This is a genomic window from Amycolatopsis panacis (genome assembly GCF_003600245.1).
Lineage (GTDB): Bacteria > Actinomycetota > Actinomycetes > Mycobacteriales > Pseudonocardiaceae > Amycolatopsis > Amycolatopsis sulphurea.
On the sequence record NZ_QZFV01000108.1, the window covers coordinates 19,147 to 42,520 of the forward strand.

16 protein-coding genes are annotated in these 23,374 nt (G+C 69.9%); 7 read left to right on the top strand and 9 right to left on the bottom strand.

Annotated features, from left to right (window positions below):
* Positions 1 to 160: 160 nt before the first annotated feature.
* Positions 161 to 3,394, top strand: a complete 3,234-nt coding sequence (locus tag D5S19_RS23130) for a BTAD domain-containing putative transcriptional regulator (protein WP_120025506.1) — start codon at positions 161 to 163, stop codon at positions 3,392 to 3,394.
* Here the strand turns inward: D5S19_RS23130 and D5S19_RS23135 are convergent.
* The 3 genes from D5S19_RS23135 to D5S19_RS23145 form a co-directional block, all read right to left on the bottom strand.
* Positions 3,377 to 4,006, bottom strand: coding sequence for a TIGR03085 family metal-binding protein (locus D5S19_RS23135; RefSeq protein WP_120025507.1), 630 nt, complete (start codon positions 4,004 to 4,006; stop codon positions 3,377 to 3,379). The genes D5S19_RS23130 and D5S19_RS23135 overlap by 18 nt on opposite strands.
* 233 nt (positions 4,007 to 4,239) lie before the next feature.
* A complete protein-coding gene (galE, locus tag D5S19_RS23140) occupies positions 4,240 to 5,205 on the bottom strand; it encodes a UDP-glucose 4-epimerase GalE (protein ID WP_120025508.1) in 966 nt (321 codons plus the stop codon).
* 157 nt (positions 5,206 to 5,362) lie between these two features.
* Positions 5,363 to 6,142: an enoyl-CoA hydratase/isomerase family protein gene (locus D5S19_RS23145; protein ID WP_120025509.1), complete on the bottom strand. Its 780-nt coding sequence runs from the start codon at positions 6,140 to 6,142 to the stop codon at positions 5,363 to 5,365.
* Positions 6,143 to 6,237: 95 nt separating this feature from the next.
* Between D5S19_RS23145 and D5S19_RS23150 the strand changes: the two genes are divergently transcribed.
* Positions 6,238 to 7,083 carry a TetR family transcriptional regulator gene (locus tag D5S19_RS23150; protein ID WP_120025510.1) on the top strand — a complete coding sequence of 282 codons (846 nt, stop codon included), beginning with the start codon at positions 6,238 to 6,240 and terminating at the stop codon, positions 7,081 to 7,083.
* A 160-nt stretch (positions 7,084 to 7,243) separates the two neighbouring features.
* On the opposite strand, the gene amaB is transcribed toward D5S19_RS23150, so the two are convergent.
* From amaB to D5S19_RS23165, 3 genes are read right to left on the bottom strand one after another with little or no spacing between them, the layout of a single operon-like run.
* The gene (gene amaB, locus D5S19_RS23155; protein ID WP_120025511.1) at positions 7,244 to 8,773 is read right to left on the bottom strand and encodes an L-piperidine-6-carboxylate dehydrogenase; all 1,530 of its coding nucleotides are present in this window, start codon (positions 8,771 to 8,773) and stop codon (positions 7,244 to 7,246) included.
* Positions 8,774 to 8,788: 15 nt separating this feature from the next.
* Complete coding sequence (gene hglS / locus D5S19_RS23160; protein ID WP_120025512.1) at positions 8,789 to 10,174, bottom strand: 2-oxoadipate dioxygenase/decarboxylase; 1,386 nt, start codon at positions 10,172 to 10,174, stop codon at positions 8,789 to 8,791.
* A gap of 18 nt (positions 10,175 to 10,192) precedes the next feature.
* A complete protein-coding gene (locus tag D5S19_RS23165; RefSeq protein ID WP_199730649.1) occupies positions 10,193 to 11,356 on the bottom strand; it encodes an NAD(P)/FAD-dependent oxidoreductase in 1,164 nt (387 codons plus the stop codon).
* A 109-nt stretch (positions 11,357 to 11,465) separates the two neighbouring features.
* Here D5S19_RS23165 and D5S19_RS23170 point away from each other — a divergent pair, with 109 nt between their 5' ends.
* Positions 11,466 to 12,374: a LysR family transcriptional regulator gene (locus tag D5S19_RS23170; protein ID WP_120025513.1), complete on the top strand. Its 909-nt coding sequence runs from the start codon at positions 11,466 to 11,468 to the stop codon at positions 12,372 to 12,374.
* Between the two features lie 104 nt (positions 12,375 to 12,478).
* On the opposite strand, the gene D5S19_RS23175 is transcribed toward D5S19_RS23170, so the two are convergent.
* Positions 12,479 to 13,945 (bottom strand): amino acid permease, encoded by a 1,467-nt coding sequence (locus D5S19_RS23175; RefSeq protein WP_120025514.1) that lies wholly within the window; start codon positions 13,943 to 13,945, stop codon positions 12,479 to 12,481.
* Between the two features lie 271 nt (positions 13,946 to 14,216).
* Between D5S19_RS23175 and D5S19_RS23180 the strand changes: the two genes are divergently transcribed.
* Complete coding sequence (locus D5S19_RS23180; RefSeq protein WP_120025515.1) at positions 14,217 to 15,023, top strand: TrmH family RNA methyltransferase; 807 nt, start codon at positions 14,217 to 14,219, stop codon at positions 15,021 to 15,023.
* Between the two features lie 10 nt (positions 15,024 to 15,033).
* Positions 15,034 to 15,987 carry a TrmH family RNA methyltransferase gene (locus D5S19_RS23185; protein ID WP_120025516.1) on the top strand — a complete coding sequence of 318 codons (954 nt, stop codon included), beginning with the start codon at positions 15,034 to 15,036 and terminating at the stop codon, positions 15,985 to 15,987.
* Here the strand turns inward: D5S19_RS23185 and D5S19_RS23190 are convergent.
* On the bottom strand, positions 15,873 to 16,856 hold the full coding sequence (locus D5S19_RS23190; protein ID WP_120025517.1) for a S1 family peptidase: 984 nt from the start codon (positions 16,854 to 16,856) through the stop codon (positions 15,873 to 15,875). The two genes, D5S19_RS23185 and D5S19_RS23190, sit on opposite strands and share 115 nt — an antisense overlap.
* Positions 16,857 to 17,025: 169 nt before the next feature.
* A complete protein-coding gene (locus D5S19_RS23195) occupies positions 17,026 to 19,470 on the bottom strand; it encodes a glycoside hydrolase family 172 protein (protein ID WP_233574107.1) in 2,445 nt (814 codons plus the stop codon).
* A 574-nt stretch (positions 19,471 to 20,044) separates the two neighbouring features.
* On the opposite strand from D5S19_RS23195, the gene D5S19_RS23200 reads away from it, so the two are divergent.
* Together D5S19_RS23200 and fdhD are read left to right on the top strand one after the other, a co-directional pair.
* Entirely contained in the window at positions 20,045 to 22,417 is a 2,373-nt protein-coding gene (locus D5S19_RS23200; protein ID WP_120025518.1) for an FdhF/YdeP family oxidoreductase, read from the top strand.
* Positions 22,350 to 23,189 carry a formate dehydrogenase accessory sulfurtransferase FdhD gene (gene fdhD, locus D5S19_RS23205; RefSeq protein WP_120025519.1) on the top strand — a complete coding sequence of 280 codons (840 nt, stop codon included), beginning with the start codon at positions 22,350 to 22,352 and terminating at the stop codon, positions 23,187 to 23,189. The genes D5S19_RS23200 and fdhD overlap by 68 nt, the downstream gene beginning before the upstream one ends.
* Positions 23,190 to 23,374 lie beyond the last annotated feature (185 nt).

The following is a 23,374-nucleotide window of genomic DNA, read 5'->3' on the forward strand; positions in this document are numbered from 1 at the left end:
GCTAGAGGGGGACATTCGGCTCGGCTGAGTGCACAGTGAGTGCTGCCGAATCGGCATCCGGGTGATCACGGACCGGGCTCGGTACTTCTGTGGGTTCGGCCTGCGAAATCTGCGTCATTCTGGAAAGGCGCACCGAGAACCGAGAGGGGGAGAAACGATCATGAACCAGACCACTCGCACGGGCTGGCCTGTGTCCGCGCCGGACTGGATCGACCGCCCCGACCTGCACGCCCGCCTGGACCTGATCACCAACCACCGGCTGGCGCTGGTGATCGCGGCGGCGGGGTACGGGAAGACGGCGGCACTGTGCGCATGGGGACGGCTCGTCCCGCGGACCTGTTATCTGGCGGTATCGGTCACGACCTCGCCACGCCAGGTGCTGGACCGGATCGCCGCGGGAATCGGGGAACACCTGCCGGAGGCGGCACGGAAGCTGGGCGAGTTCGACACCGCCCGAGGCGAGGCGGCGGCCGCGGAGCTGGTCGGCGAAGTGGTGACCGGGGACCTCACGGTGGTCCTCGACGACCTGTCGCGCGCCGGCCCGTCCCTGCGCACGCTGATCGAGGAGCTGATCTGGCGCGGCCCAGACGGGCTGCACCTGGTGCTCAGTTCCCGCGGGCGGCTGCCGATCTCGGGCACGGCCTTGCGCGGGCGAGGTGAACCGCTCGAACTGCAGGCCTCGGACCTGCGGTTCGGCGAGGCGGAGCTGAACCGCTTGGTGGCGCGCCGGATTCCCGCGCCGGAAGCCGAACAGCGCGGCGCGTCGGTGGCCGCGCTGCGGGAAGCGACCGGCGGCTGGCCCGCCCCGGTGCTGCTGGCGCTGCGTGACCTCGGGGCGCCGATCACGACCGGCGCCATCCTGTCCACCTTGGGCAGCCCAGTGCTGAGGTACACGCGCACCGAGGCGATTCCGGACGACGCGCGGGTGCGGGATCTGCTGCGGCGGTGCGCCGTGCTGCCCCGGTTCCAGGGTGGCCTGATGCGCAGGCTCGGCCTGCCGGTCAGTGACGAGCTGCTCGACGAACTGGCCACGGCCGGCCTGCTCGACCGCGAGCCGGAAAGCTGGTTCGCGCCGATTCCGCTGGTCACCGCGGCGATACAGGAGCAGGGGGTACCCAGTGCGGCCGAGCGGGCGCACGCACTCGCGGTCGCGGTCGGCTGGTTCGCCACCCGCGACCGGCCGGCCGACGCACTGGACTGTGCCCGGCGGCTGGGTGATTCCGCACTGCTGGCCGACCTGCTCGCCCGCAGCGGCCCCACGATGCTCGAACGGGGGTCGGCGACCGAGGTGGCGAGGGCCTGTGCCCAGCTCGGCACCGTGTACCGGAATCCCCGGATCGAGGTCATCGAGGCGTGGGCACGCATCAGGTCCGGCGAACCGCTGGCCGCGGCGCGCGGCCTGGAGGCGGCGATCGCCGGCAGCCGGTCCCCCGAACCCGCGCTCGTCGCCCAGCTGGCCGCCGTGTACAACCTGCTCGGCGAGCCGAACCGGATTCTGCAGGCCTGCGAGCCGATCGACCTGACCGCGCCGGGTGCCATGGCAGTGGCCGCCTGGAAGGCGATCGCCCACTGGTACCGCAACGAACCAGAGCAGGGCCGGGCGGCGATGCGGGCCGCCCAGCGCACCGGCCGGACCGGCGAGGATCCGGCGTCGATCGGCCTCTCCGCGCTCGCCGCCGGGCTGTTCGCCCTGCTCGCCGGGGATCGGGCCGAGGCCGACTGGTGGCAGGTGCGCGCCCAGCAGCAACTCGCCGAGACCGACGACCTGCTGGTGCACTACGCCGTCGCCGGCTCCGGTGCGGCGCGAGCGCTGGCCAACGGGCAGCACGAGCGTGCCGTGCAGGAGTTCACGACGATCATTCACTCGTTCGGGGATGACACCGTAATCGGGGCACAGGCCCGCTGTCATCGCGGCGACGCCCTGCTGGCGCAAGGAAAGCTCGCCGAGGCCGCGGCCGACTTCGACGCAGCGCTCACCATCCACCGGGCGGCGGGCAGCCGCGCGGTGGTCGACGCGTTGTTCGGGCTCGGCGAGGTACGACGGCTGCGCGGGCAGTTCATTCTGAGCCGCGTGGCCTACACCGAGGCCGCTCAGGTCGCCGAGCAGGCGGGCAACCTGCTGATGTGGCGGATCGCGCGGTCCGGGCTGGCCCGCGTCGTGTTCGGCGATGACCCGGAGCTGGCCAGAGCCCTGGTGTCCGATGTGGACGAAGCCGGGCTGTGGTCCGCGCAGTACGGCGCCTGGAACACGGCGGCGTGGATCGAACTGCACAACGGCCATACCGAGCGGGCGCTGGACATGGCGCGCGCGGTGCTCGGCTCCACGGGCCTGGTCGACCAGCGGGCGGATCTGGCCGAGGCGCTGGAGATCTGCGCGCTGTGCGCGGCCGACCAGGCCGAGCGGCTGTCCGGCCTCTCCGAAGCCGTGGACATCTGGCGCAGCGCGGGTTACGAACTGCGGGCCGCAATGGCCGAGATGGCCATCGCCCGGCTCAGCGCCGGCTCGTCCAGCGGGCTGGACACGGCCACCGAGCGGCTGCGCGCGTTCGGCATGCCGGCCGCCGCCGAGGAGGCGGCCGGGCTGCTTCGGCAGGTGCTGGTGCCGGGGCACCTGTCCCTGCGGGTCCGGGTGCTCGGCGGCCTCCGCGTGCTGCGCGGGGCGAAGCCGGTGGGGCCGGACGAGTGGCGTTCGAAGAAGGCCCGCGACCTGTTCGCGATCCTGATCACCCGGCGGGGACAGCCGACGGCCCGGGAACAGCTGATGGCCGCGCTGTGGCCGGACGAGGACCCCGGCCGGTGCGCGAACCGGCTGTCCGCGGCGCTGTCGATCATCCGCGCGGTGCTCGATCCGCGACGGGAACTGCCGCAGGACCATTTCCTGGTGGCCGACAAGTACTCGGTCGCGCTGCGCTCGGTCCGGGTCGATGTCGAGGAATTCCTGGCGAACGCCAATTCCGCGCTCGACCGGCACCGCGGCCACCGCGACGCACGCACCGAGCTGCTTTCCGCCGAGGCGCGCTACACCGGGGATTTCCTGGAGGAGAATCCCTATGCCGACTGGGCGGTGGGCCTGCGGGAAATGGCCAAGTCGGTGTATCTGGAAGTGGTGAGCGCACTGGCCGCGATCGGTACCGCCGAGCGGGATCTGGACATGGCGATCCGATTCCGGTTGAAGGTGCTGGAACGCGACGCCTATGACGAGAGCGCGCACCTGGGGCTGGTCGAAGCGCTGGACTCGGCCGGCCGGTTCGGCGAGGCCCGCCGCAAGTACCAGATCTACGTGGGCCGGCTCGCCGAACTGGGCCTGTCCCCTCGCCCCTACCCCGGCCGGGCCGCCCGGGGCATCCCGGCCCAGCCGATGTCCGGCGACCGCAGATCAGAACTGACGAGCTGAGGACCGCAGTGCCGCGATGTCCGCCTCCGCCCCGTCGAATTCGAGGCGGACGGCATCGCGGCCCACCGCGAACAACAGCAACTCGCCCGGCGCCCCGCTGACGACGACCGGGTCCGCGCCGGACTTCCACACCACTTCGTCGCCGGTCGCGCCGTCACGCGCGGTGACCGCGACCGGGCTCCGGCCCATCCGGCCCTTGCCCAGCGAACGCACCCCCTGCCAGACCGCCTTGTCCCGCTCCGCCTCCGCCGCCCGCGGCTCCCAGCCCGGCCTCGCCCGGCGCACGTCCTCATGGTGGACGAAGAACTCGACGGTGTTCGCCGCGTTGTCGATGAACCCGATCCCCAGCGGCGACCACCACGGCGGCCCGGAACGCACCGCGGCCACGAGCCCCGACCACGGCCGCGCCGCGATTCCACGCTGCACCCGTTCGGTGTACCCGGCGAATGCCGGGATCATGATTCCGGGCGCGGCGTCGAACCGCGTTTCCCGAAGTATCAGATGGGCCGCGAGATCCCGGGTTGTCCAGTCGCCGCACAACGTCGGTTCGTCCGGCCCCCATTCGTCGAAAAGATCACTGATCAGCTGCCGTTCCTCGCGCGCGACGCTCATGGTGGAATGCTACCGAAAAACCGTGCGACGCTCATTGTCGCCGGCCGGAGTTTCGACTCCCCGGCCGCCACCACGCCGCGACGGCAATTCGCACCATTCACGGCACACCCTGACGGCAAGCCGAGTACACCGCCGCCGACCCGATGGCCGCGATCATCGACCAGCAACCCGGCACCCAAGCTGTGAAGGGACCCTTCACGGACGCTGAGTCCGTGAAGGGTCCCTTCACAGCGTTAGGGGCGGCGGAATTCGGTGTGGAACCGCCAGGCGTCGGCGATGATCTCCGGCAGTTCGGGTTTCGCGGGCTTCCAGCCGAGCACGCTGTGCGCCTTGGCACTGGAGGCGACCGTGACGGCGGCGTCGCCGCTGCGCCGCGGGGCGAGGTCGACCGGGACGTCCTTGCCGGTCACCTCGCGGACGGCCTCGACGACCTGCTTGTTGGTGTAGCCGTTGCCATTCCCGAGGTTGAACACCTCGTGCTCGCCGGGCTTGATCGCTTCGAGCGCCAGCAGGTGCGCGTCGGCGAGGTCGGACACGTGGATGTAGTCCCGCACGCACGTGCCGTCCGGCGTCGGGTAGTCCGTGCCGTACAGCTTCAGCCGGTCGCGCTCACCGGCGGCGACCTGCAGGACGATGGGGATCAAGTGGCTTTCCGGATCGTGCCGCTCGCCGAGCGCGCCCACGGCCCCGGATGCGTTGAAGTACCGCAGGCTCACCGCACCGAGACCGAAACCCCGTGCCTCGCCGGCCAGCATCATGTCGACCATGAGCTTGCTCGCGGCGTACGGGTTGCCCGGCCGCACCCGCGCGTCCTCGGTCAGCGGCTCACCGTTTTCCGCGACATACATGGAGCCGGTCGAGGAGAAGATCATCCGCGGCGTACCGGCATTCCGGATCGCTTCGAGCAGCGCCAGCGAACCCGTGACGTTGACGTCCCAATAGAGATCGGGCCGCACGACCGACTCGGCGACCTCGATCTTCCCGGCGAAGTGCAGCACACCGTCGAAGCCCGCGCCGGGCGTGAGAACCTGCCCGACCCGGTGGATCGGCAACTGCCGGAATTCAGCGCCGTCCGGAACCGTCTCCGCGTGCCCGGTGGAAAGGTCGTCGAGGACGACCACTTCATGCCCGGCCGCCACCAGTTTGTGGGCGACCACACCGCCGATATAGCCGGCACCACCGGTCACGAGCAGTTTCATCGAACTCCCTTGGTCTGCCATTCGCCTGTCGGCGCCAGTTTCGCAGACCACCGGCACTCGGCCTCGGCAGGGGCGCGGCCGTAACCGAAAATCTCGACAGAAACCGCACCATTATCCGGGGCGTTTCCCCCCTCATTCGCGAACCGAGTGGCAGTCCTCAGGCGGGAGACGCGCTCGGGAACTGCGGAGGCCGCTTCTCCAGGAACGCCGCGACTCCTTCAAGGCCGTCCGGACCGGCGGCGCACGCCCGGACAGACATGGTTTCCCGTCGCAGCGCGGCTTCGGATGCGGGCAGCGCGGCGTCGCGCAGCAGCCGTTTCGTCGCGGACTGGGCAGCGTTCGAACCGGCGGCGAGGCGTTGTACGACCCTTTCCGCGGCGGCAGCGAGTTCGTCGTCCGGATGGACTTCGGCGACGAGGCCGAGCTGGTGGGCTTCGGCGGCGCTCAGCACGGGGTTCAGAAGTGCGAGGCGCATGGCTTGGTGAAGGCCGACGGTGGCGGTGAGCAGGGAGCTGCCGCCGTCCGGGGAGAAGCCGAGTTTCGTGTAGGCCAAGGTGAATCGCGCGGATTCGGCGGCGAGGACCAGGTCTGCCGCCGCGGCGAGGGGGAATCCGGCGCCGGCGGCGGTGCCTTGGACGACCGAGACGACGATGGCGTCCAGGCGATGCAGTTCGTTGACCGTGCGGTGCAAGGCTTCGGCCAGATCGTCGACCAGGACGCCGACGTCTTCGGCGCCGGCGAAGACGGACACGTCGCCGCCGACGCTGAAGGCCTTTCCCTCGGCGGACAGGACGACGACGTGCGCCTTGTCGCGGCGGGCCTGGCGGACGGCCGAGTGCAGGATGTCCACAGTGGACTGAGTGAGCGGGTTGCCGCGCTCGCCGGTCAGCCGGATCCGGGCGACCCGGCCGTCGAGGGTGTAGGTCACCGGGCTCATGACTGGCCCTCCAAACGAGCGATCGGTAGATCTGAACAAGACAGTGCGTACCCTTGCGGAGGCACTCGGAGCTGTCAAGCGAGGGATCGGTAGCAGTGGCGATAGCAGCGGAGGAACGCGACGCCCGCCGGGACGCGGGTGCCCGGTTGCGCGCGGCCAGGCGCGAGGCCGGGCTCACGCTGCGTCAGCTGGCGCAGGAACTCGAGGTGAGCGCCGCCACGTGGAGCGCGGTCGAGAACGGCCACACGAAGATCGACGACGCCCGGTTAGCCCAAGCGGCGGTCATCCTGGGTGCCGACGCGGCTACGCTGCGGGGCACGCCGCCGCCGGTCGCCGGAAGCTGGCGCGAGTTCGGTCCGCTCCGGCTCGAACCACCGCTGGCCGGCGCGCTCGCGGCGTTCGTCGAACTGGGGTACCACGGCGCGACCGTCCGGGACATCGCCCAGCGTGCCCGGCTTTCCGTACCGGGGGTCTACCACCACTGGCCGGCCAAGCAGGACCTGCTGGTGGCGCTGCTCGACCGGACCATGGACGAGGTGCTGACCCGGGCCCGCGCGGCGCGGGCCGAGGCGGACGGATCGGTCGCGCGGTTCGCGAATCTGGTGGAGTGCCTGGCGCTCTACCACACGCACCGGCGGGAACTCGGGTTCATCGGCGCGAGCGAGATGCGCAGCCTCGCCGAACCCGCCCGGACCCGGATCGCGGCCGCCCGCCAGGAGATACAGCACATGGTCGAGGACGAGGTGCGGGAGGGCTGCCGCCGTGGCGTGATGGCCACCGAGCTGCCGAAAGAGGCCGCGCGAGCCGTGGTCACCATGTGTACCGCGCTCCCGCAGTGGTGGTCACCCGGCGGACCTTCGGGACCGGCTGCCATCGCCCGCCACTACGTCGGGTTCGCCCTGGACACGGTGCGGTATGTCCAGGGCGAACCGACTGGTTGATCGGTTCTGTTCACCACCAGGCCGGAAAACCGGTCAGTGGTCCCTACGGACGGGGTCGGGTTCTTCAGGCCGCTTCGCGTTCGGCCAGGGCGGTCTGGATCTCCGCGAGGCGGCTGCGGGTCAGCGCCGCCACCGTCCGCGGCGGCGCTTCCCGTTCGCGTCAGAGGAAACTCACGTTCTGCGCCAGCGTCAACCGGCTCGAATAGTTGACGGTGTTGGTCGCGCGGCGCATGTAGGACCGCCAAGCGTCCGAACCGGACTCCCGGCCACCACCGGTCTCCTTCTCCCCGCCGAACGCGCCGCCGATCTCCGCGCCCGAGGTGCCGATGTTGACGTTGGAGATCCCGCAGTCCGAGCCGTCTGCCGCGAGGAACCGTTCGGCCTCCTGCTGGTCTCCGGTGAACACCGACGAGGACAACCCTTGGGGCACCGCGTTGTTCAGCGCGATGGCCTCGTCGAAGTCGCGGTAGGTCAGGACGTAGAGGATCGGGGCGAACGTCTCCGCACGCACGACCGCGGTCTGCTCCGGCATCCGGACGATCGCCGGCTCCGCATAGGCCGCCGATGGGGCGTCCTCCGCCAGCCTGCGCCCGCCGCCGACGAGGACCTTGCCACCCTCGGCTTCAGCGCGGTTCAGCGCGTCCCGCATCCGCTCCGCGGCTTCGGCCGTGATGAGCGGGCCGACCAGAGTGCCCTCGGCGAACGGGTCCCCGATCGGCAGTTTGCGATAGGCCACAACGAGCCGCTCGACAACTTCGTCGGCGATGTCGCGGTGCACGATCAGCCGGCGCAGCGTCGTGCAGCGCTGCCCGGCGGTGCCTGCGGCGGCGAATACGATGCCGGACAAGGCCAATTCGAGATCGGCCGACGGTGTGACGATCGAAGCGTTGTTGCCGCCGAGTTCCAGCAGGCTGCGCCCGAATCGCGCGGCCACCCTGGGGCCGACCTCGCGGCCCATCCGGGTCGAACCGGTGGCGCTGATCAGCGCCACGCGCGAGTCGCCGACCAGCTGCTCCCCCACTTCCCGGCCGGCGAGCAGCAGCCGGTGCACTTCGCGCGGCGCACCCACGTCCTGTGCCGCCCGATCCAGCAAACCACTGCACGCCGACGAAATCAGCGGAGTCGCCTCGGACGGCTTCCACACCACGGTGTCCCCGCAGACGAGGGCGAGGGCGGTGTTCCAGGACCAGACGGCGGCCGGGAAGTTGAACGCCGAGATCACCCCGGCCACGCCGAGTGGATGCCAGCTCTCGGCAAGCCGGTGGCCGGGACGCTCGGACGCGATGGTGCGGCCGTAGAGCTGGCGGGACAGGCCGACCGCGAAATCGCAGATGTCGATCATTTCCTGAATCTCGCCGAGCGCCTCCGAGCGGATCTTGCCCGCCTCGATGGTGACCAGATCGGCGAGTTCGCTCCGGTGCGCGCGCAGCAGCTCGCCCAGGCGGCGGACCAGGTCACCGCGCGCGGGCGCCGGAGTGGTGCGCCAAGTGCGGAACGCGCCGGCCGCGGCGGCAATGGCTTCGTCGGCCTCCGACGCGGTGGTGGCGTGCAGATCGAACAACACCTCCCCGGTGATCGGGGTGCGCGCGGTCAGGCCCTCGCCGTACTGCGGCGTGACACCGGCTGCGCCCAGGGCGGCCAGTGCTCGCTCACGGAGGGCGTCGGTGCCGGGCAGAGTCGTGCCGGTCATGCGGATTTCCTTTCCTCAGTCGGTCAATGAGTGCAGCGGGCCGGGCAGGTGGAGCGCGGCGATCGAAGCACGCTGCCGGCGTTCATAGAGCGTGAACGGATCGTGGATCTCGCGTTCGATCGCGCCGGACAGCCAGTCCTGGTCGTAGCGGACGCCTTCACGCGAGTTGTCGCGCCGGCCTTCGCCGTTGAGGTTGGATTGGAAGATCCCGGCGGCCGACCGGGGCAGAAAGTCTTCGTAGACAACCGGTTCGGCCTCGATCCAGCCCTCGGCGAGCAACCCCGCGAGGCTGGACGGCGGGCGGCCGCGGCGGGGCCGGTCCGCTCGCAAGCGGTAGGTGAAGTAGGCGAGGCCCGCTTCGGCAAGACCTTGCTCCGAACCGGGAAACCCGTCCCGCCAAGCGGCGCGCGCGGCTTCTTCCCGGCCGAGTTCGGCAGTGTCGCGGTCGGTCTCCGCCATCAGCTCGTCGTACCGGGCACGACCCTTGCGCGTCAACGCGATCCCGCGCGCCTCGACCTCGCCGAAACGCACCCGCAGCACCCCGGTCGTCACGGAGCCGTCCGGCAGCCGGAGCCGGCGCGGCTCGTCCAGCGCCCGGAACGACGTCTGGCGCAGCAACACATCCGGGCCGTCCCACCGGGGCGGGCCTTGGATCGCGTCGATCATCGCGATGCCGCGTTCGGTCATCGCCTGGTATAGCGCGTCGATGTCGAGCACGCGCGGGGTGAGGTGGTTGATGTGCGTGCTGCGAACGCCGCCGATGTCGGCCGCCACGGCGGAAACCTCCGCCAGCGTCTCGTACCACGCCTTGTCGACGGGCTCGGCGGACAGCTCGAAAGCGCCCACCGCCAGCTCCAGAAACCGCTCGCCTGCGTCCTCGGGCAGCTCCCGCTCGGCCTCGGCGCGCTCGGCCAGCTCGATCAGTTCGGGGCCGAACAGCTCGCGCCCGGCCAGGAAAGTCTCCAGCCGGGACCGCAGATCGTCGTCGAAGAACCGCGGATCGGCCGGGGTGAGCAGGGAAGTGAACACCCGGAACGGATTGCGGGCCAGCTCGGCGGGCTCGATCGGGCGGAAGGCCGTCGAGATCACCGGCACCGCGCTCGCCGCCGCTTCGCGCAGATCGTAGAAGCCGACCGGGTGCATCCCGAGCGCGCCGAAGATCCGCGCGACCTGACGCAGCTCCGCCGGCGTGCCCACCCGGATGGCGCCGTGCCGCTCCGCGGTCACCCTGGCGATCGAGCCGAACCGCTCGGCCTCCGCCCCGGAGCGTTCGAGCACCTCGGCGTTGACCTGGCGCGAGACGTCGACCAGCGTGGTGTACGCGGGGACCTCACGCCCGTACATGTCCGACAGCCGACGCGCGAACTCCGCACGCAGCTGCCACTGACTGAACGTCTTCACCGCATTCCTTTCGGCTCGTCACACGATGTGGGTTTCGGGGCGGATCAACGCGCCAGGCTCGAACCTCTGCACGCTGAGCGGGCGCACGTCGAGGAACGGCTCGCGCTCCAGGCAGAGATCCCGCACGATCTCCCCGACGGCCGGCGCCTGCAGGAACCCGTGCCCGGAGAAACCCGTGGCGTACAAGAAGTTCGACGTCTCGACCGCGCGGCCGAGCAAGGCGTTGTGGTCCGGGGTGACCTCGTACAGCCCGGCCCAGCCCGGTGTCAGCCCGACTTCGAGCAGGCTCGGCGCCCGACGGCCGATCGCGGCGCCGAGGCGGGGCAGCCATTCGTCGGAGTAGTCGAGGTGAAAACCGGGCTCCTGCTCCGGGTCGGACATCCCGAGCAGCAGGCCACGGCCCTCCGCGTGGAAGTAGAACGACGTCGCGAAGTCGATGGTGAAAGGCACCGCCGGGGGCAGGTCCGGCATCGCTTCGGTGAACATGACCTGCCTGCGCACCGGCTGGACCGGCAGATCGACGCCCGCCATCTCGCCGACCGCCGCCGACCACGCGCCCGCCGCGCAGACGACCGTGTCCGCGGAGATCGTGCCGTGCTCGGTCACCGCCGCGCGTACCCGGTCCCCCCGGCACTCCAGGCCGAGCACCTCGGTCTCGGTGCGCAGGACCGCGCCGTGCCTCCGGGCGCCGGCCGCATAGCCGAGCACCACGGATTCCGGGGTGCAATGCCCGTCGTCGGGCGAGAACGCCGCGGCGAGCACTCCTTCGGTGTCGATCAGCGGAGACCGCCGCCGTGCCTCGTCCACGCTGATCATCCGGCTGCCGATGCCGAGTTCGTTCTGCAGTGCGACATCCCGTTCGAAGGCCGTGACGTGCTCCGGGTCGGACAGCAGGAACAGATAGCCGACCTGGTGCAGGTCGATCTCCTGCCCTGGACGTTCCCCGAACCGGGTGAACCCTTCGAGGCTGCGGGCGCCCAGCGCGATGTTCAGCTCGTCGGAGAACTGGGTGCGCACCCCGCCCGCAGCGCGGCAGGTCGACCCGCCCCCGAGCGTGCCGCGTTCGAGCAGGACCACGTCGGGAACGCCGACCTCGGCGAGGTGGAAAGCGATGCTGGTGCCGATCACCCCGCCCCCGATGACGACGACGGAAGCACGCTCGGGCAACGGGTTTCGAGGCATCCGCGGGGTCCTTCCCGGATATCGGCGGGCGGAGTCCTGCCCCATCGTGAGCGGCGAAACAATTCACGTCTACTCACACTTATTAGCTTCAACCGTTTAGCATCAGTAGATGGAGTGGACGAGCGCGCAGCTGCGGTCCCTGGTCGAACTCACCCACCGGGGCACGATCACCGCGGTGGCCGAAGCCCTCGGCTACACCCCCGGCGGCGTCTCCCAGCAGCTGAACGCGCTGGAACGGTCCGCGGGCCACCCGCTGCTCAGGCGCGTAGGACGCCGGGTCGAACTCACCGACGCCGGCACGGCGCTGGCCGCGCATGCCGAGCGCATGCTGGGGATCGAGGCCGACGCGGTGGCCGCTCTCGAACGCACTTCCGACACCGTCTCCGGCACCCTGAACGTCGGCCTGTTCGCCACCGCGGCGGCCGAAATCCTGCCGACCGCGCTGTCCCGGGTCCGCGCAACACACCCGGCCCTGGTCGTGCGGAGCCACGAGCTGGTGGTCGACGACGTCCACGACGCGGTCGCCGCCGGCTCCGTCGATCTGGCGCTCGGCCTGGACTACCCGGACGTGCCGATCCCGCGTGAGCCGACGCTGCGGCTGGAACGGCTCTTCCGGGAACGGTTCTCCCTCGCGGTACCCGACGGCACGCTGCCCGGCGTCCGGAAGATCAGCCTGGCCCACACCGGGGAACTCAGCTGGATCCTGCCCGACTTGACGACCCACTACGCGCGGGCGGTGCTGACCGTCTGCCGTCGCGCGGGCGTCGAACCCCGCGTGCACCACCAGGTCACCGACACCGCCGCGTCCCTCGCGCTCGTGGAGGCGGGCGTGGGCGTCACCCCGGTCACCGACTTCATGCGGCAGCTGCGCCCTTCCCGGTTCCGGGTGCTCTCGCTGACCGAGCCGTTCGAACGGCACATCGTCGTCATCGTGCGCGCGGCGGCTCGGACACGGCCGAGCGTGGCGGCGCTGGTCGAAGTTCTCCGGGAGCTTGCCGACGACGCAGCGTCGCGATAATGCACGACGCCGCCACTGCCTGGATGGCAGTGGCGGCGTCTGTCCCCGGGGGTTGGACCCGGCCCCCGGCGCGGGAGGGGATTAGCGCGCCGGGAGCCGGTGATTCAGGCTCCGTCTCCGGAGGGTTCCGCAGCGGCGGCCTCCGCCACGCGGCGCACCCGGCCGCGGACGGCGAACCAGCCCCCGACGAGCACCAGCGCCAGGACCGGCAGGCTGTAGATCAGGATCCGGCCCGACGTCCCGCCGAACCAGCTCATGGTCAGCACCAGCAGGAGGAAGCCGAGGGTGACGTAGTTGGTGTAGGGCGCGCCGGGCAGCCGGTAGGCCGGGCGTTCCATCTCGCCACGGCCGGCCTTGCGGGTCATCGCCAGGTGGCAGATGACGATCATCGACCACATCCCGATGATGCCCAGCGCGGAGAACTCCAGCGCCACCTCGAAGGCCTCGCCGGGGACCAGGAGGTTGAGCACCACGCCGAGCGCGTAGACCGCCGAGGTCAGCAGCACACCGCCGTAGGGGACGCCGCTCTTGCTCATCAGCGCGGTGAACTTCGGCGCCGAGCCGGCCACGGAGAGCGAACGCAGGATCCGGCCGGTCGAATAGAGCCCGGAGTTCACACTGGACAGTGCCGCGGTCAGCACGATGACGTCCATGATCCCGCCCGCGGCGGGCACGCCGAGCTTGGTGAAGAAGGTGACGAACGGGCTCTCCCCGCTCTTGTACGCGGTCCAGGGCAGCACCATGACCAGCAGGATCACCGAGCCGACGTAGAAGATGCCGATCCGCCACGCGACCGAGTTGACGGCCTTCGGGATGATCTTGCGCGGGTTGGCGGTCTCGCCCGCCGTGACGCCGACCATCTCGACACCGGAGTAGGCGAACACGACGCCCTGCAGGATGAGCAGCGCGGGCAGCACGCCCATCGGGAAGATGCCGCCGTTGTCGGTGACCAGGCTCGGGCCGGGCACCACGCCGTCGATCGGGTTGCGCAGCACCAGCACCACGATCGCGACCACCATGAACACGACCAGCGCCAGCACCTTGATCGCGGCGAACCAGAACTCCAGCTCGCCGAACAGCTTCACCGACACCAGGTTGACCGCGAGGATCACGAACAACGCGATCAGCGCCGGGATCCACTGCTGCAGATCGGGCCAGAAGAACTGGGTGTACTTGGCCACCGCGGTCACGTCGGCGACCCCGGCCGTGGCCCAGTTGAGGAAGTACATCCAGCCCGCGAAGAACGCGGCCTTCTCACCGAGGAATTCCCGCGAATAGGACACGAAAGACCCCGAGGAGGGTCGGTGCATCACCAGCTCGCCCATCGCCCGGACCACGAAGAACGCGATCACCCCGGCCACCGCGTAGACCACCGCGAGCGCGGGCCCCGCGTCGTGCAGCCGCGACCCGGCACCCAGGAACAGCCCCGTGCCGATGGCCCCGCCGATGGCGATCATCTGCACTTGGCGGCCCTTGAGGCCCTTGTGGTAGCCGCTGTCCTCCTGGGCGAGCCCGCGGGGGGCCGAGGGGGGATCCCCGGCGAGACCGACCGGGTCCGAGAGCTGGGACATGCAGGTTTCCCTCATTCTCAAGCAGGAAGAATTCCGATTCCGGCGAGGAAGTCCGCGCGCTCCACCACGCCGTGGGGATTCATGATGTGCAGTTCACCTGCCGACCGCAATACTACCGGGAAGAATTTAGGGTTCATTTGATCTGCGCATTCACGCTCGCGAATTCTCTACAAAACCTCAACTCCCCCCGCATCGATCGGTCACCCCGCGCCCCGGGACGCGCACGGGTATCGTGGGGCCGCCCTTCCCCTGGCGACACACGAGCGGTGGCATGGAACTGCAGCAGATCGGCCTTCAGCACCCGGCGGCGAACCTCGTCCGTGACATCCAGCACAACCGCACGGGTATCCCGCGCCGCACCTTCGTCGCCGAGGGGCTGTTCGAGAACAACATCGTCCTCGAATCCGGGGTCGCGGTGGACACCTTCCTGTGGTGCCCCGAGGCGGCCTATTCGGACGAATCACGCACGCGTGCCGAGCAGCTCGCCGACCGGGCGAAGCGGGCGTACCGCGTCTCCGGGAAAACCCTGGCCCGGCTGGCCGAACGGCCCAATCCGGACGGGCTGGTCACCATCGCCCGGCTGCCCGACTGGGATCCGGCGGAGTTCACCTTCGGCACGGACGCGCTGGTGCTGGTCACCGACGCGCTGGAGATCCCGGGCAACCTCGGCACCCTCTTGCGCACCATGGACGCCTGCGCCGCGGACTGCCTGGTCATGACCAACCGCCGGACCCGCATGACGCACCCGAAGGTGCTGCGCAGCAGCCAGGGCATGAGCATCAAGGTGCCCTCGCTCGACTTCGACGAGGTGGACGACGCGATCGGCTGGCTGCGCCGCAACGAGTTCCGGGTCTTCCTCGCCGACACCGACGACAGCGTCAACTACCGGAAGCCGGACTACCGCGGCCGGACCGCGCTGGTCGTGGGCAGCGAGCGGTTCGGCATCTCCCGGCCCTGGTACGACGCCGGCTTCGCCCGCGTGGGCATCCCGATGCTCGGCTCGGCGGATTCGCTGAACGTGTCGGTGTCCGCCTCGGTGCTGCTCTACGAAGCCCGTGCACGCAAGAACGGCTGGTAGGAAGCCCCTCATGACCGATCTGATCACCAGCGCGGCCAACCCGCTCGCCAAGCGGGTCCGTCAGCTCGCGGACCGCAAGCATCGGCGTCGCGCGGGCGCCTTCGTCGTCGAAGGCCTTCAGCCGGTGTGGTACGCCGTTGAGGCGGGCTGGGAAATCGAGACGCTCATCGTCGCCCCGGACCTGCTGACCGGCGCTGCGGCGCTGCGGATGGTCGACGAACAGGAGAGCGCCGGCGTTGCGGTGGCCCGGCTCAGCGCGGAGCTGTTCACCCGGCTCGTCGACCGCGACGGCCCCGGCGGGCTGGCCGCCGTCGTGCGCGGCCGGACCGGCGATCTGTCCACTTTGGAGGCTCCGCCGGGGGCGATCTTCGTCGCCCTGCACCGAATCGCCAATCCGGGCAACCTCGGCACGATCATCCGCACGGTGGACGCGGTGGGCGGCGCGGGGGTGATCCTGGTCGGGGACACGGTGGACGCGTACTCACCGGCCGCGGTCAAAGCCAGTATGGGTTCGCTGTTCGCGGTGGACGTGGTGCAGGCGAGCGCGGAGGAGTTCTTCGGCTGGGCCGAGGAGCGCGGTGTCACCGTCCTGGCCACCTCCGGCACCGCGGAGGACGACCACTGGAGCGCGCCGTACGACCCCCCGCTCGCCATCCTGCTCGGCAGCGAACGGGAAGGCCTGCCGGACGAGCTGCTCGCCGGCGCGTCCCGGCGGCTGCGAATCCCGATGGTCGGCACCGTGGATTCGCTGAACATCGGCGTGGCCGCGTCGATCATGCTCTACGAAGCCCGCCGGAACGGTTCCCGACCAGTCGCCGTGGACGGAATACCCGCCCACGGCGACGTCGCTCAGGACCGCGGCAGCGAGACGCCGTACCGCTTGACCGAGATGCTGGCCGGGAAGAAGCACGAGGTCGAGCTGTCACCACCGGAAAGCGTGCCGAGGCCCTTGCCGCCGTCGTAGGCCGGGCCGCCCGAGTCGCCGCCCGCGGACTTCGCCGTGGTGCAGAACTCGTGGTAGACGGTGTAGCCCTCGGCCTCGAAGGTGTAGTCCACCTTCGTGACCTTGCCCGAGGTGACGCCCGAGGTGCGGCCGTCGCGCTTGATGGCCTCGCCCACCACGGCGTCGGCGAAGCTGGTGATCTTGGTGCCGTCCCCGACCTCGCTCGGGCCTTCCCCGGATGCGTTCTCCGCGAGCAGGTTGTCTTCGTCGGGGAACTTGAAGCCGACGGTCTTGCCGCCGTTCCAGGGGCCGCCACCGCCGAGTACCTCACAGTGGCCCGCGGACAGCAGCAGCTTCTTGCCGTCCTTCTCCACGTTGAACCCGTTGGAGCAGTAGCCTTTGCCGTTGGTGATCTCCTCGCCGCCCTTGATGAACAGGGACATCGCACCGGCATGCTTGTCGACGCGGATCAGATCGCCGTACTGCTGCGCGGTCCGGACCAGCCGGTCGCGCTCGGCCGCCGGGGTGGCGTCGTAGACGTCCACGACGACCTGGTTACGCGCGATGTCCAGGCCCCAGCCCGCGTTCGGCACGCTGCCGAGCGAGTCGAGGTGCTGCTTCACCCCGGTCAGCTCACCGAGGCTGTGCCGCACCACCTTCGCGGTCACGCCGGAACTCTGCGCGGTGGCCAGCCCGGCGTCGTTCAGGACGTTGACCACGGGTTTGCCCGCTTCGTCGAAGTAGTAGCCACCGGTGGCGGCACCGAGGCTGCTCATCACTCTGTCCGGCCCGGCAGCCGCCGAAGCCACCGGCGTGGTGGCCAGGCTGAGCGCCAGCAAGCCTGCCGAGGCAGCTCCCAGCACACCGATCTTGGCACGAGTCGTTCGCATGCAGCCCTCCCTGGTCCGATGACCCCGGGAAACGCAAACCGTTCCCTCGACGTTTCGGTCGGTAATAAACTGACTACGCAATGGTGCCCGGTCACCAACCGGGACAACACCGACGAACGTCGTGTAGCTCGGCAAATCCCCTCGGTGTGCTTGCCGTGGTGGCGGACGGTCAGCCGATCGTCACCGTCTCCAGCCGGTACCGCGCCGCGGACCAGGCCGGGCCATCGCCCTCCGGCACGATCCGGACGTCGATCGAGGACCGTCCGGCGGTGATCCGCATCGGCAGCGCGAAGGTGTCCTCAAGCCATCGATGGGTGGTGTTGTGCAACGGCTGGGTCCAGCTGCCGACCAGCTTGTCGTCGACGAAGACCGCCGCCCGCTGGTAGGCCGCATTCTGGTCCCCTGTGCGCAGAAGCCGGGCACCCGAATTGCCGGGATCCAGCGTCATGGTGAACCGCACCGGGCCGGTCGCGGCCGTGCTCACCTTCGTGACCGGGCCGGTCACCTTCGTACCTTCAAAGGCCGAAGTCAGCGTTTCCCGCGTCTCACCTTCGGCGGCGTAGCCGTGCGAGGCTCGGCCGGCATCGTCGCCGACGTCGAACGAATCGGTCTGACGCAGCCCCTGGTCGGGTTGTCCGTACCAATACGCGGTGGAGCTGTACACGGCAGGCGAGTCGTCGACCGGACCGTGTTCGATGCCGAAGGTCAGGGCGGACGAGAACGGCACGGCGTCTCCGGCCAGCAACCGAATCGCGCCCGTGCAGTCGTATCGGCAGCCGTCCCCGGCCACTTGGTAGGCCGGGTCCCCGGCCAGCGGCATCGCGAAGATCGTGCCGTCGCGGAAGTACCAGCCGGATTCGAAGAAGTCCTCGGTGCCGGTGCCGTACCACTGCGGGCTGGCCGCCCCGTCCACGTAGACGCGCTCGTCGCCTTCGAGGTAGTTCCGCTGGTTGCCGGACGAGATGAGCCCCCGCATGGTCTGGGTCTCGCCGTAGAACACCCCGCGCCCGGTGGTGTCCAGGATCGGCCAGTCGGCCCCGGTCGTGGTCGATCCCGCGTGGCTCGTCGCGGTGAAGTAGCCGAGTTCGCCACCCGGCCGCAGTCCGGTGGCCGCACCGGGATCCGCCGCCGCGGTGACTTCCACCCTGGCCCCGGTGATCGGCACGCCGCTCGCGTTGACCAGCTCCACCACCGCGCTTCGGCGATAAGGCATCGGCCACCAGGCGGTGAACGATCCGCCGTCGGTGGCGTCGATCGAGGAGAGCATCGTCCGGCTGTCGAACCGGCCGAGCCCCGAACCGAAGAACTCGCCGATCGGGGAGTCCACTGTGGTCTTTCCGTCGAACGCGATGCGCAGCCGGGCACCGCCGAGCACCGACTGGGACGCCGCGAGCCGCGCCGGATCCCGCGGGTAGCGGTAGGTCCGGTCCCCCTGCCAGGTCTGCATGGTCAGCTGGTAATCGTGCGCCTGCTCCTCGCCGGGGTGCGCCGGCCCGAGGTCGAGCACGTCGGTGCGCCGCCACTGCCCCTCCACCCGGGAATGCACGTCATAGCGGAACTCGTTGACGTCCACATCGGACGCGACGAAGGCGGTGGCGATCCGCACCGCGGACCGGCCCGCCGTCCGGCTCGGCGGAAGTTCGAGCACCTGATCGGCCCACCCGCCCGCGGCCACCGGCGCGCCGGTCGTCCACTGCCCGGCGGCCACACCGTCCACTGTGACGTCCGCGACCTGGTGCCCGATCGCGGGATCGACCCGCCGGGTGAGCCGGACGCCGGTGTTGCCCGGGTCGATCGCGATCCGCAGCGAGCTGTGCCCGCCCGCGCCGAACGCGCGCCCGTCGTCGCGGACCCGCGGCTCGGAAAGGACTTGCGGCAGGGTGACGCGGAGCTGGCTGATCGCGCCTGGCCCGTGCAACGCGGCGAACTGCCGGGTGGCGCCATCCGGGACGTCCGCGTCGGCCGACGTCGTCTTCGCCAGGCGCGCGGCCGGTTTCGGGTCGCGGATACCGAAGCCGCGCAACCGGTCCACGACGTCGAGCGCGCGATCGTCCGGATCGAACGTTCGCACGCCCGCCGCGTCCGGGAACTCGCGGTAGGTGAGGTGATAGAAGAGCGGGTTGTGCTGCACGGTGACCCGCATCGACCGCTGGTACGGCATCGGCACCTTGATCACCGAACCGCCCGAGGTGTCCGCTCCGTTGCCGACCAGCGGCCACACGAACGGCGCGCCGAGCCGTCCGTCCACAATGTCCTGGAGGGATCCGTTCAGCACGGCTTCGCCGTCCAGCTCGACGTTCAGCCGGCCGTTGCCGGTCATGGCACCCTGATCCCGGGTGAACCACATGCTCTCGATCTCGCCGGCACCGGTCTTCTCTGCGATCACGCAGCCTTCGGCGGTGACGCGCAGGCAGCTGTAGGTGCCGCGGAACCCGTCGTCGTTTCCGCCGGTGCGATCGAAACTCGAGAACTGCTTCGTCTGCGCCCCCGGGCGCAACGCCGCCATGCCGTCGAGCGAGCGGTAGACGTCCCAGCCGACCGGCCCCACCGACGCACCCCGAGGCGGCCCAGCGGTCTGCGCCTCGGCAGGCACACCGGCGGCGAACATCACCATCAGTATCGAAAGTGTTGCGAACAGTGACGATCTGCGGGCATGACGAAGTCTTCGGCGGTGCACGGGCAGCACTCCGATCAAGAGGGCGCGGACGTTCGGGGTGGGGCAGGTAAACGATTACCCGCGACCGTAAGGCCATCGCAGAGAGTGTGTCAATGGTCACATTGGGTGCGTTTACGCAGCTTACGCAGATCGGCCTAACCCCTCCCCCACTCGCCCCTCGCCCCGCCCCGGGCCGTGAAGGGACCCTTCACAGCCTCTGCGTCCGTAAAGGGTCCCTTCACAGCCCGGCCTGCCTGGGCGTGGGTCGGGCGAGCGGGGTGGCCAGCGCGTATCCCCGCGCCAACGCCAGCGGGAGGGTGATCTCCGGCAGTGGGGTGGGTGGCGAAACATCCGGCCCGACGGGCCACCGAGAAATCCACAATCCGCAATTGTGTTCGAAAAACTGCACCCGGGTCAAGACCAAAGCGATTTTTCCCACCTCAATAGGCCCGCCCTATCAACAAACAGACCAGACCTTTTTGACGCCGCTAAACACAGGCTTTACCGTGGCGCGGACTCGAACGGAGAACGCGTGAAGGACGAACCCGGCGACGACGCCCTGACCGTGACCCCGCCCAAGACCTGGGCGACCGGCCTCCCCGCGGTGCGGCACGCACTCGAGTACTCCCTGCGGGAGACCTCGCCCCGGCGGGTGCTCACCACCCTGCTGAACGTCAATCAGGGCAAGGGCATCGACTGCCCCGGCTGTGCCTGGCCGGAGGAGTCGCCGAAGAAAAGGCATATCAACGAATACTGCGAAAACGGCGCCAAGCACATCAACGACGAGGCGACCACGCGCCGGGTGGACCGGGAATTCTTTCGCCGGCATTCGGTGGCCGAGCTGAATGCCATGTCCGACTTCCTGCTCAACCAGCAGGGCAGGCTCACCGAGCCGATGGTCAAGCGGTCCGGCGCGCAGTACTACGAGCCGATCGGCTGGGACGAGGCATTCGGCCTGCTCGCCGAGGAGCTGCGCGCGCTGGCGAGCCCGAATGAGGCAGCGTTCTATACCTCCGGCCGGGTCGGCAACGAGGCCGCCTTCCTGCTCCAGCTCTTCGCCCGCGCGTACGGCACGAACAACCTGCCCGACTGCAGCAACATGTGCCACGAGTCCAGCGGCTCCGCGCTGATGGAGACCCTCGGCGTCGGCAAGGGCAGCGTCAGCCTGGACGATCTGTACGAGGCCGACCTGATCTTCGTGGTCGGCCAGAACCCGGGCACCAACCACCCGCGGATGCTCACCGCGCTGGAGGAGAACAAGCGGCGCGGCGGCCACATCATCGCGGTGAACACGCTGCCCGAAGCCGGGCTCATGCGGTTCAAGCACCCCCAGCGGCCACGCGGCATCATCGGGCGCGGCACCAAGATCGCCGACCAGTTCCTGCACATCCGCGCGGGCGGCGATCTCGCGTTGTTCCAGGCGCTCAACCGGTTGCTGCTCGAAGCCGAGGACGCGAACCCGGGCACCGTGCTCGACCGTTCCTTCATCGAGGCACACACCTCCGGATTCGACGAATTCACCGGCCACATCCGGAAAACCGGCTGGGACGACGTGCTTACCGCGACCGGCCTGACCCGTGCCGAGATCGAGCAGGTGCACGAGCGGGTGCTGGCCAGCGGCAAGGTGATCATCTGCTGGGCGATGGGCGTGACCCAGCAGCGGCACGGCGTGCCGACCATCCGCGAGATGGTGAACTTCCTGCTGCTGCGGGGAAACCTGGGCAAGCCCGGAGCCGGCGTGTGCCCGGTCCGCGGGCACAGCAACGTGCAGGGCGACCGCACGATGGGCATCTGGGAGCGCGCGCCGCAGCGGTTCCTCGACGCGCTCGAACGCGAGTTCGGCTTCACCCCGCCGGCCGAGCACGGTCTCGATTCGGTCGGCACGATCCGGGCCATGCGCGATGGGAAGGTGAAGTTCTTCCTTGGCGTGGCAGGCAATTTCGTCCGCGCCACGCCAGACAGCGAAGTGACGGAGCGGGCGCTGCGCAGCTGCCGGCTGACCGCGCACATCTCCACCAAGCTCAACCGTTCACACGGGGTCTGCGGCGACGTCGCGCTGATCCTGCCCACGCTCGGCCGCAGCGACCGCGACGTGCAGGCCAGCGGCGAACAGGTGGTGACCGTCGAGGACTCGATGAGCATGGTGCACGCCTCCCGAGGGAAGCTGCCGCCCGCCTCGCCGCGTCTGCTCAGCGAGGTGGCGATCCTCGCCCGGCTGGCCCGGCGCACGCTCGGCACGTCGCCGGACATCCCGTGGGAGGAGTTCGAGGCCGACTACGCGACGATCCGGGACCGGATCTCCCGGGTGGTCCCGGGATTCACCGACTACAACGCGCGGATCGCAGACCCCGCCGGATTCGGCCTGCGCAACCCGGTCAACGACCACGAATACCGCACCGCCACGGGCAAAGCGATGTTCACCTGCAACGCTTTCGACTTCCTCGAAGCGCCTCCGGGACACCTGGTGCTGCAATCCCTGCGCTCGCACGACCAGTGGAACACCATCCCGTACTCGGCCAACGACCGGTACCGCGGCATCCATCACGGCCGCCACATCGTGATGGTCAACCCCGAGGACATGGCCGAACTCGGGCTCACCGAGCTGCAGCGCGTCGACCTGGTGAGCATCTGGACCGACGGAGTCGAACGCCGGGCGCGGAATTTCCGGGTCGTGCCGTACCCGACGTCGCGGGGTTCGGCCGCCGCGTACTACCCCGAGACGAACGTGCTGGTACCACTCGACAGCGTCGCGGAGAAGAGCAACTGCCCCACGTCGAAGGGAGTTGTGGTACGCCTGGAACCAGTGGCGGATCCGGGTGCCGGGAGGAGTGGGGAGCATGGGACGGACGACGGTACGGCGCCAGGTGCTGCGTCTGCGCGACCAGACGAGCACGCGCCGGCCTGACACGCTCGCCGGCGAGGAGCCGATGGAGATCCGGGTCGGCGGCAAACCGCTCACGGTGACCATGCGCACGCCCGGCGCGGATTTCGATCTCGCGGCAGGGTTCCTGGTCAGCGAAGGCGTGCTGCACGACGGGGCGCAGATCGCCGGGATCCGGTACTGCCTCGGCGCGACCGCGGACGGCGGCAACACCTACAACGTGGTCGATGTCGCGCTGGCTCCGGGCACGCCCCTGCCGGACGCTTCGCTGGAGCGCAACTTCTACACCACGTCGTCCTGCGGCCTGTGCGGCAAGGCGAGTCTGGACGCGGTCCGCACGACCACGCGGTGGAGCCTCGAAGAGGACCACACCGTGATCGATCCGGAGGTCGTGTACGCCCTGCCCGACAAGCTGCGGGCCGCGCAGCGGGTGTTCGACAGCACCGGCGGGCTGCACGCCGCGGGGCTGTTCACCGCCGACGGCGAGCTGCTGGTGTTGCGCGAGGACGTGGGCCGGCACAACGCGGTGGACAAGCTGATCGGCCACGCCCTGCGCGAGGGCCGGCTGCCGCTGCGCGGGACCGTGCTGATGGTCAGCGGGCGGGCGTCGTTCGAGCTGGTGCAGAAGGCCGCGATGGCCGGAATTCCGGTGCTGGCCGCGGTTTCCGCGCCGTCGTCGCTGGCGGTCGACCTCGCCGCGGAGACCGGGCTGACGCTGATGGGCTTCCTGCGCGGCCGTTCGGTGAACGTCTACAGCCGCACGGACCGCCTGCAGGTGAGCGAACCGGTCGGCTAATTGCCGTCAGAAGGGCTGTAAAGGGAACCTTCACAGTCTGTGCGTCCAGGGTTCCGGCAAAGTCGGTGTAGAGGTCTGTGAAGGGACCCTTCACGGACTCTGAGTCTGTGAAGGGTCCCTTCACAGACCCGAAACCGGTCCGGCGCACGCCACGAGGTGGTCGCACACACCTCCGCATCGCCCAC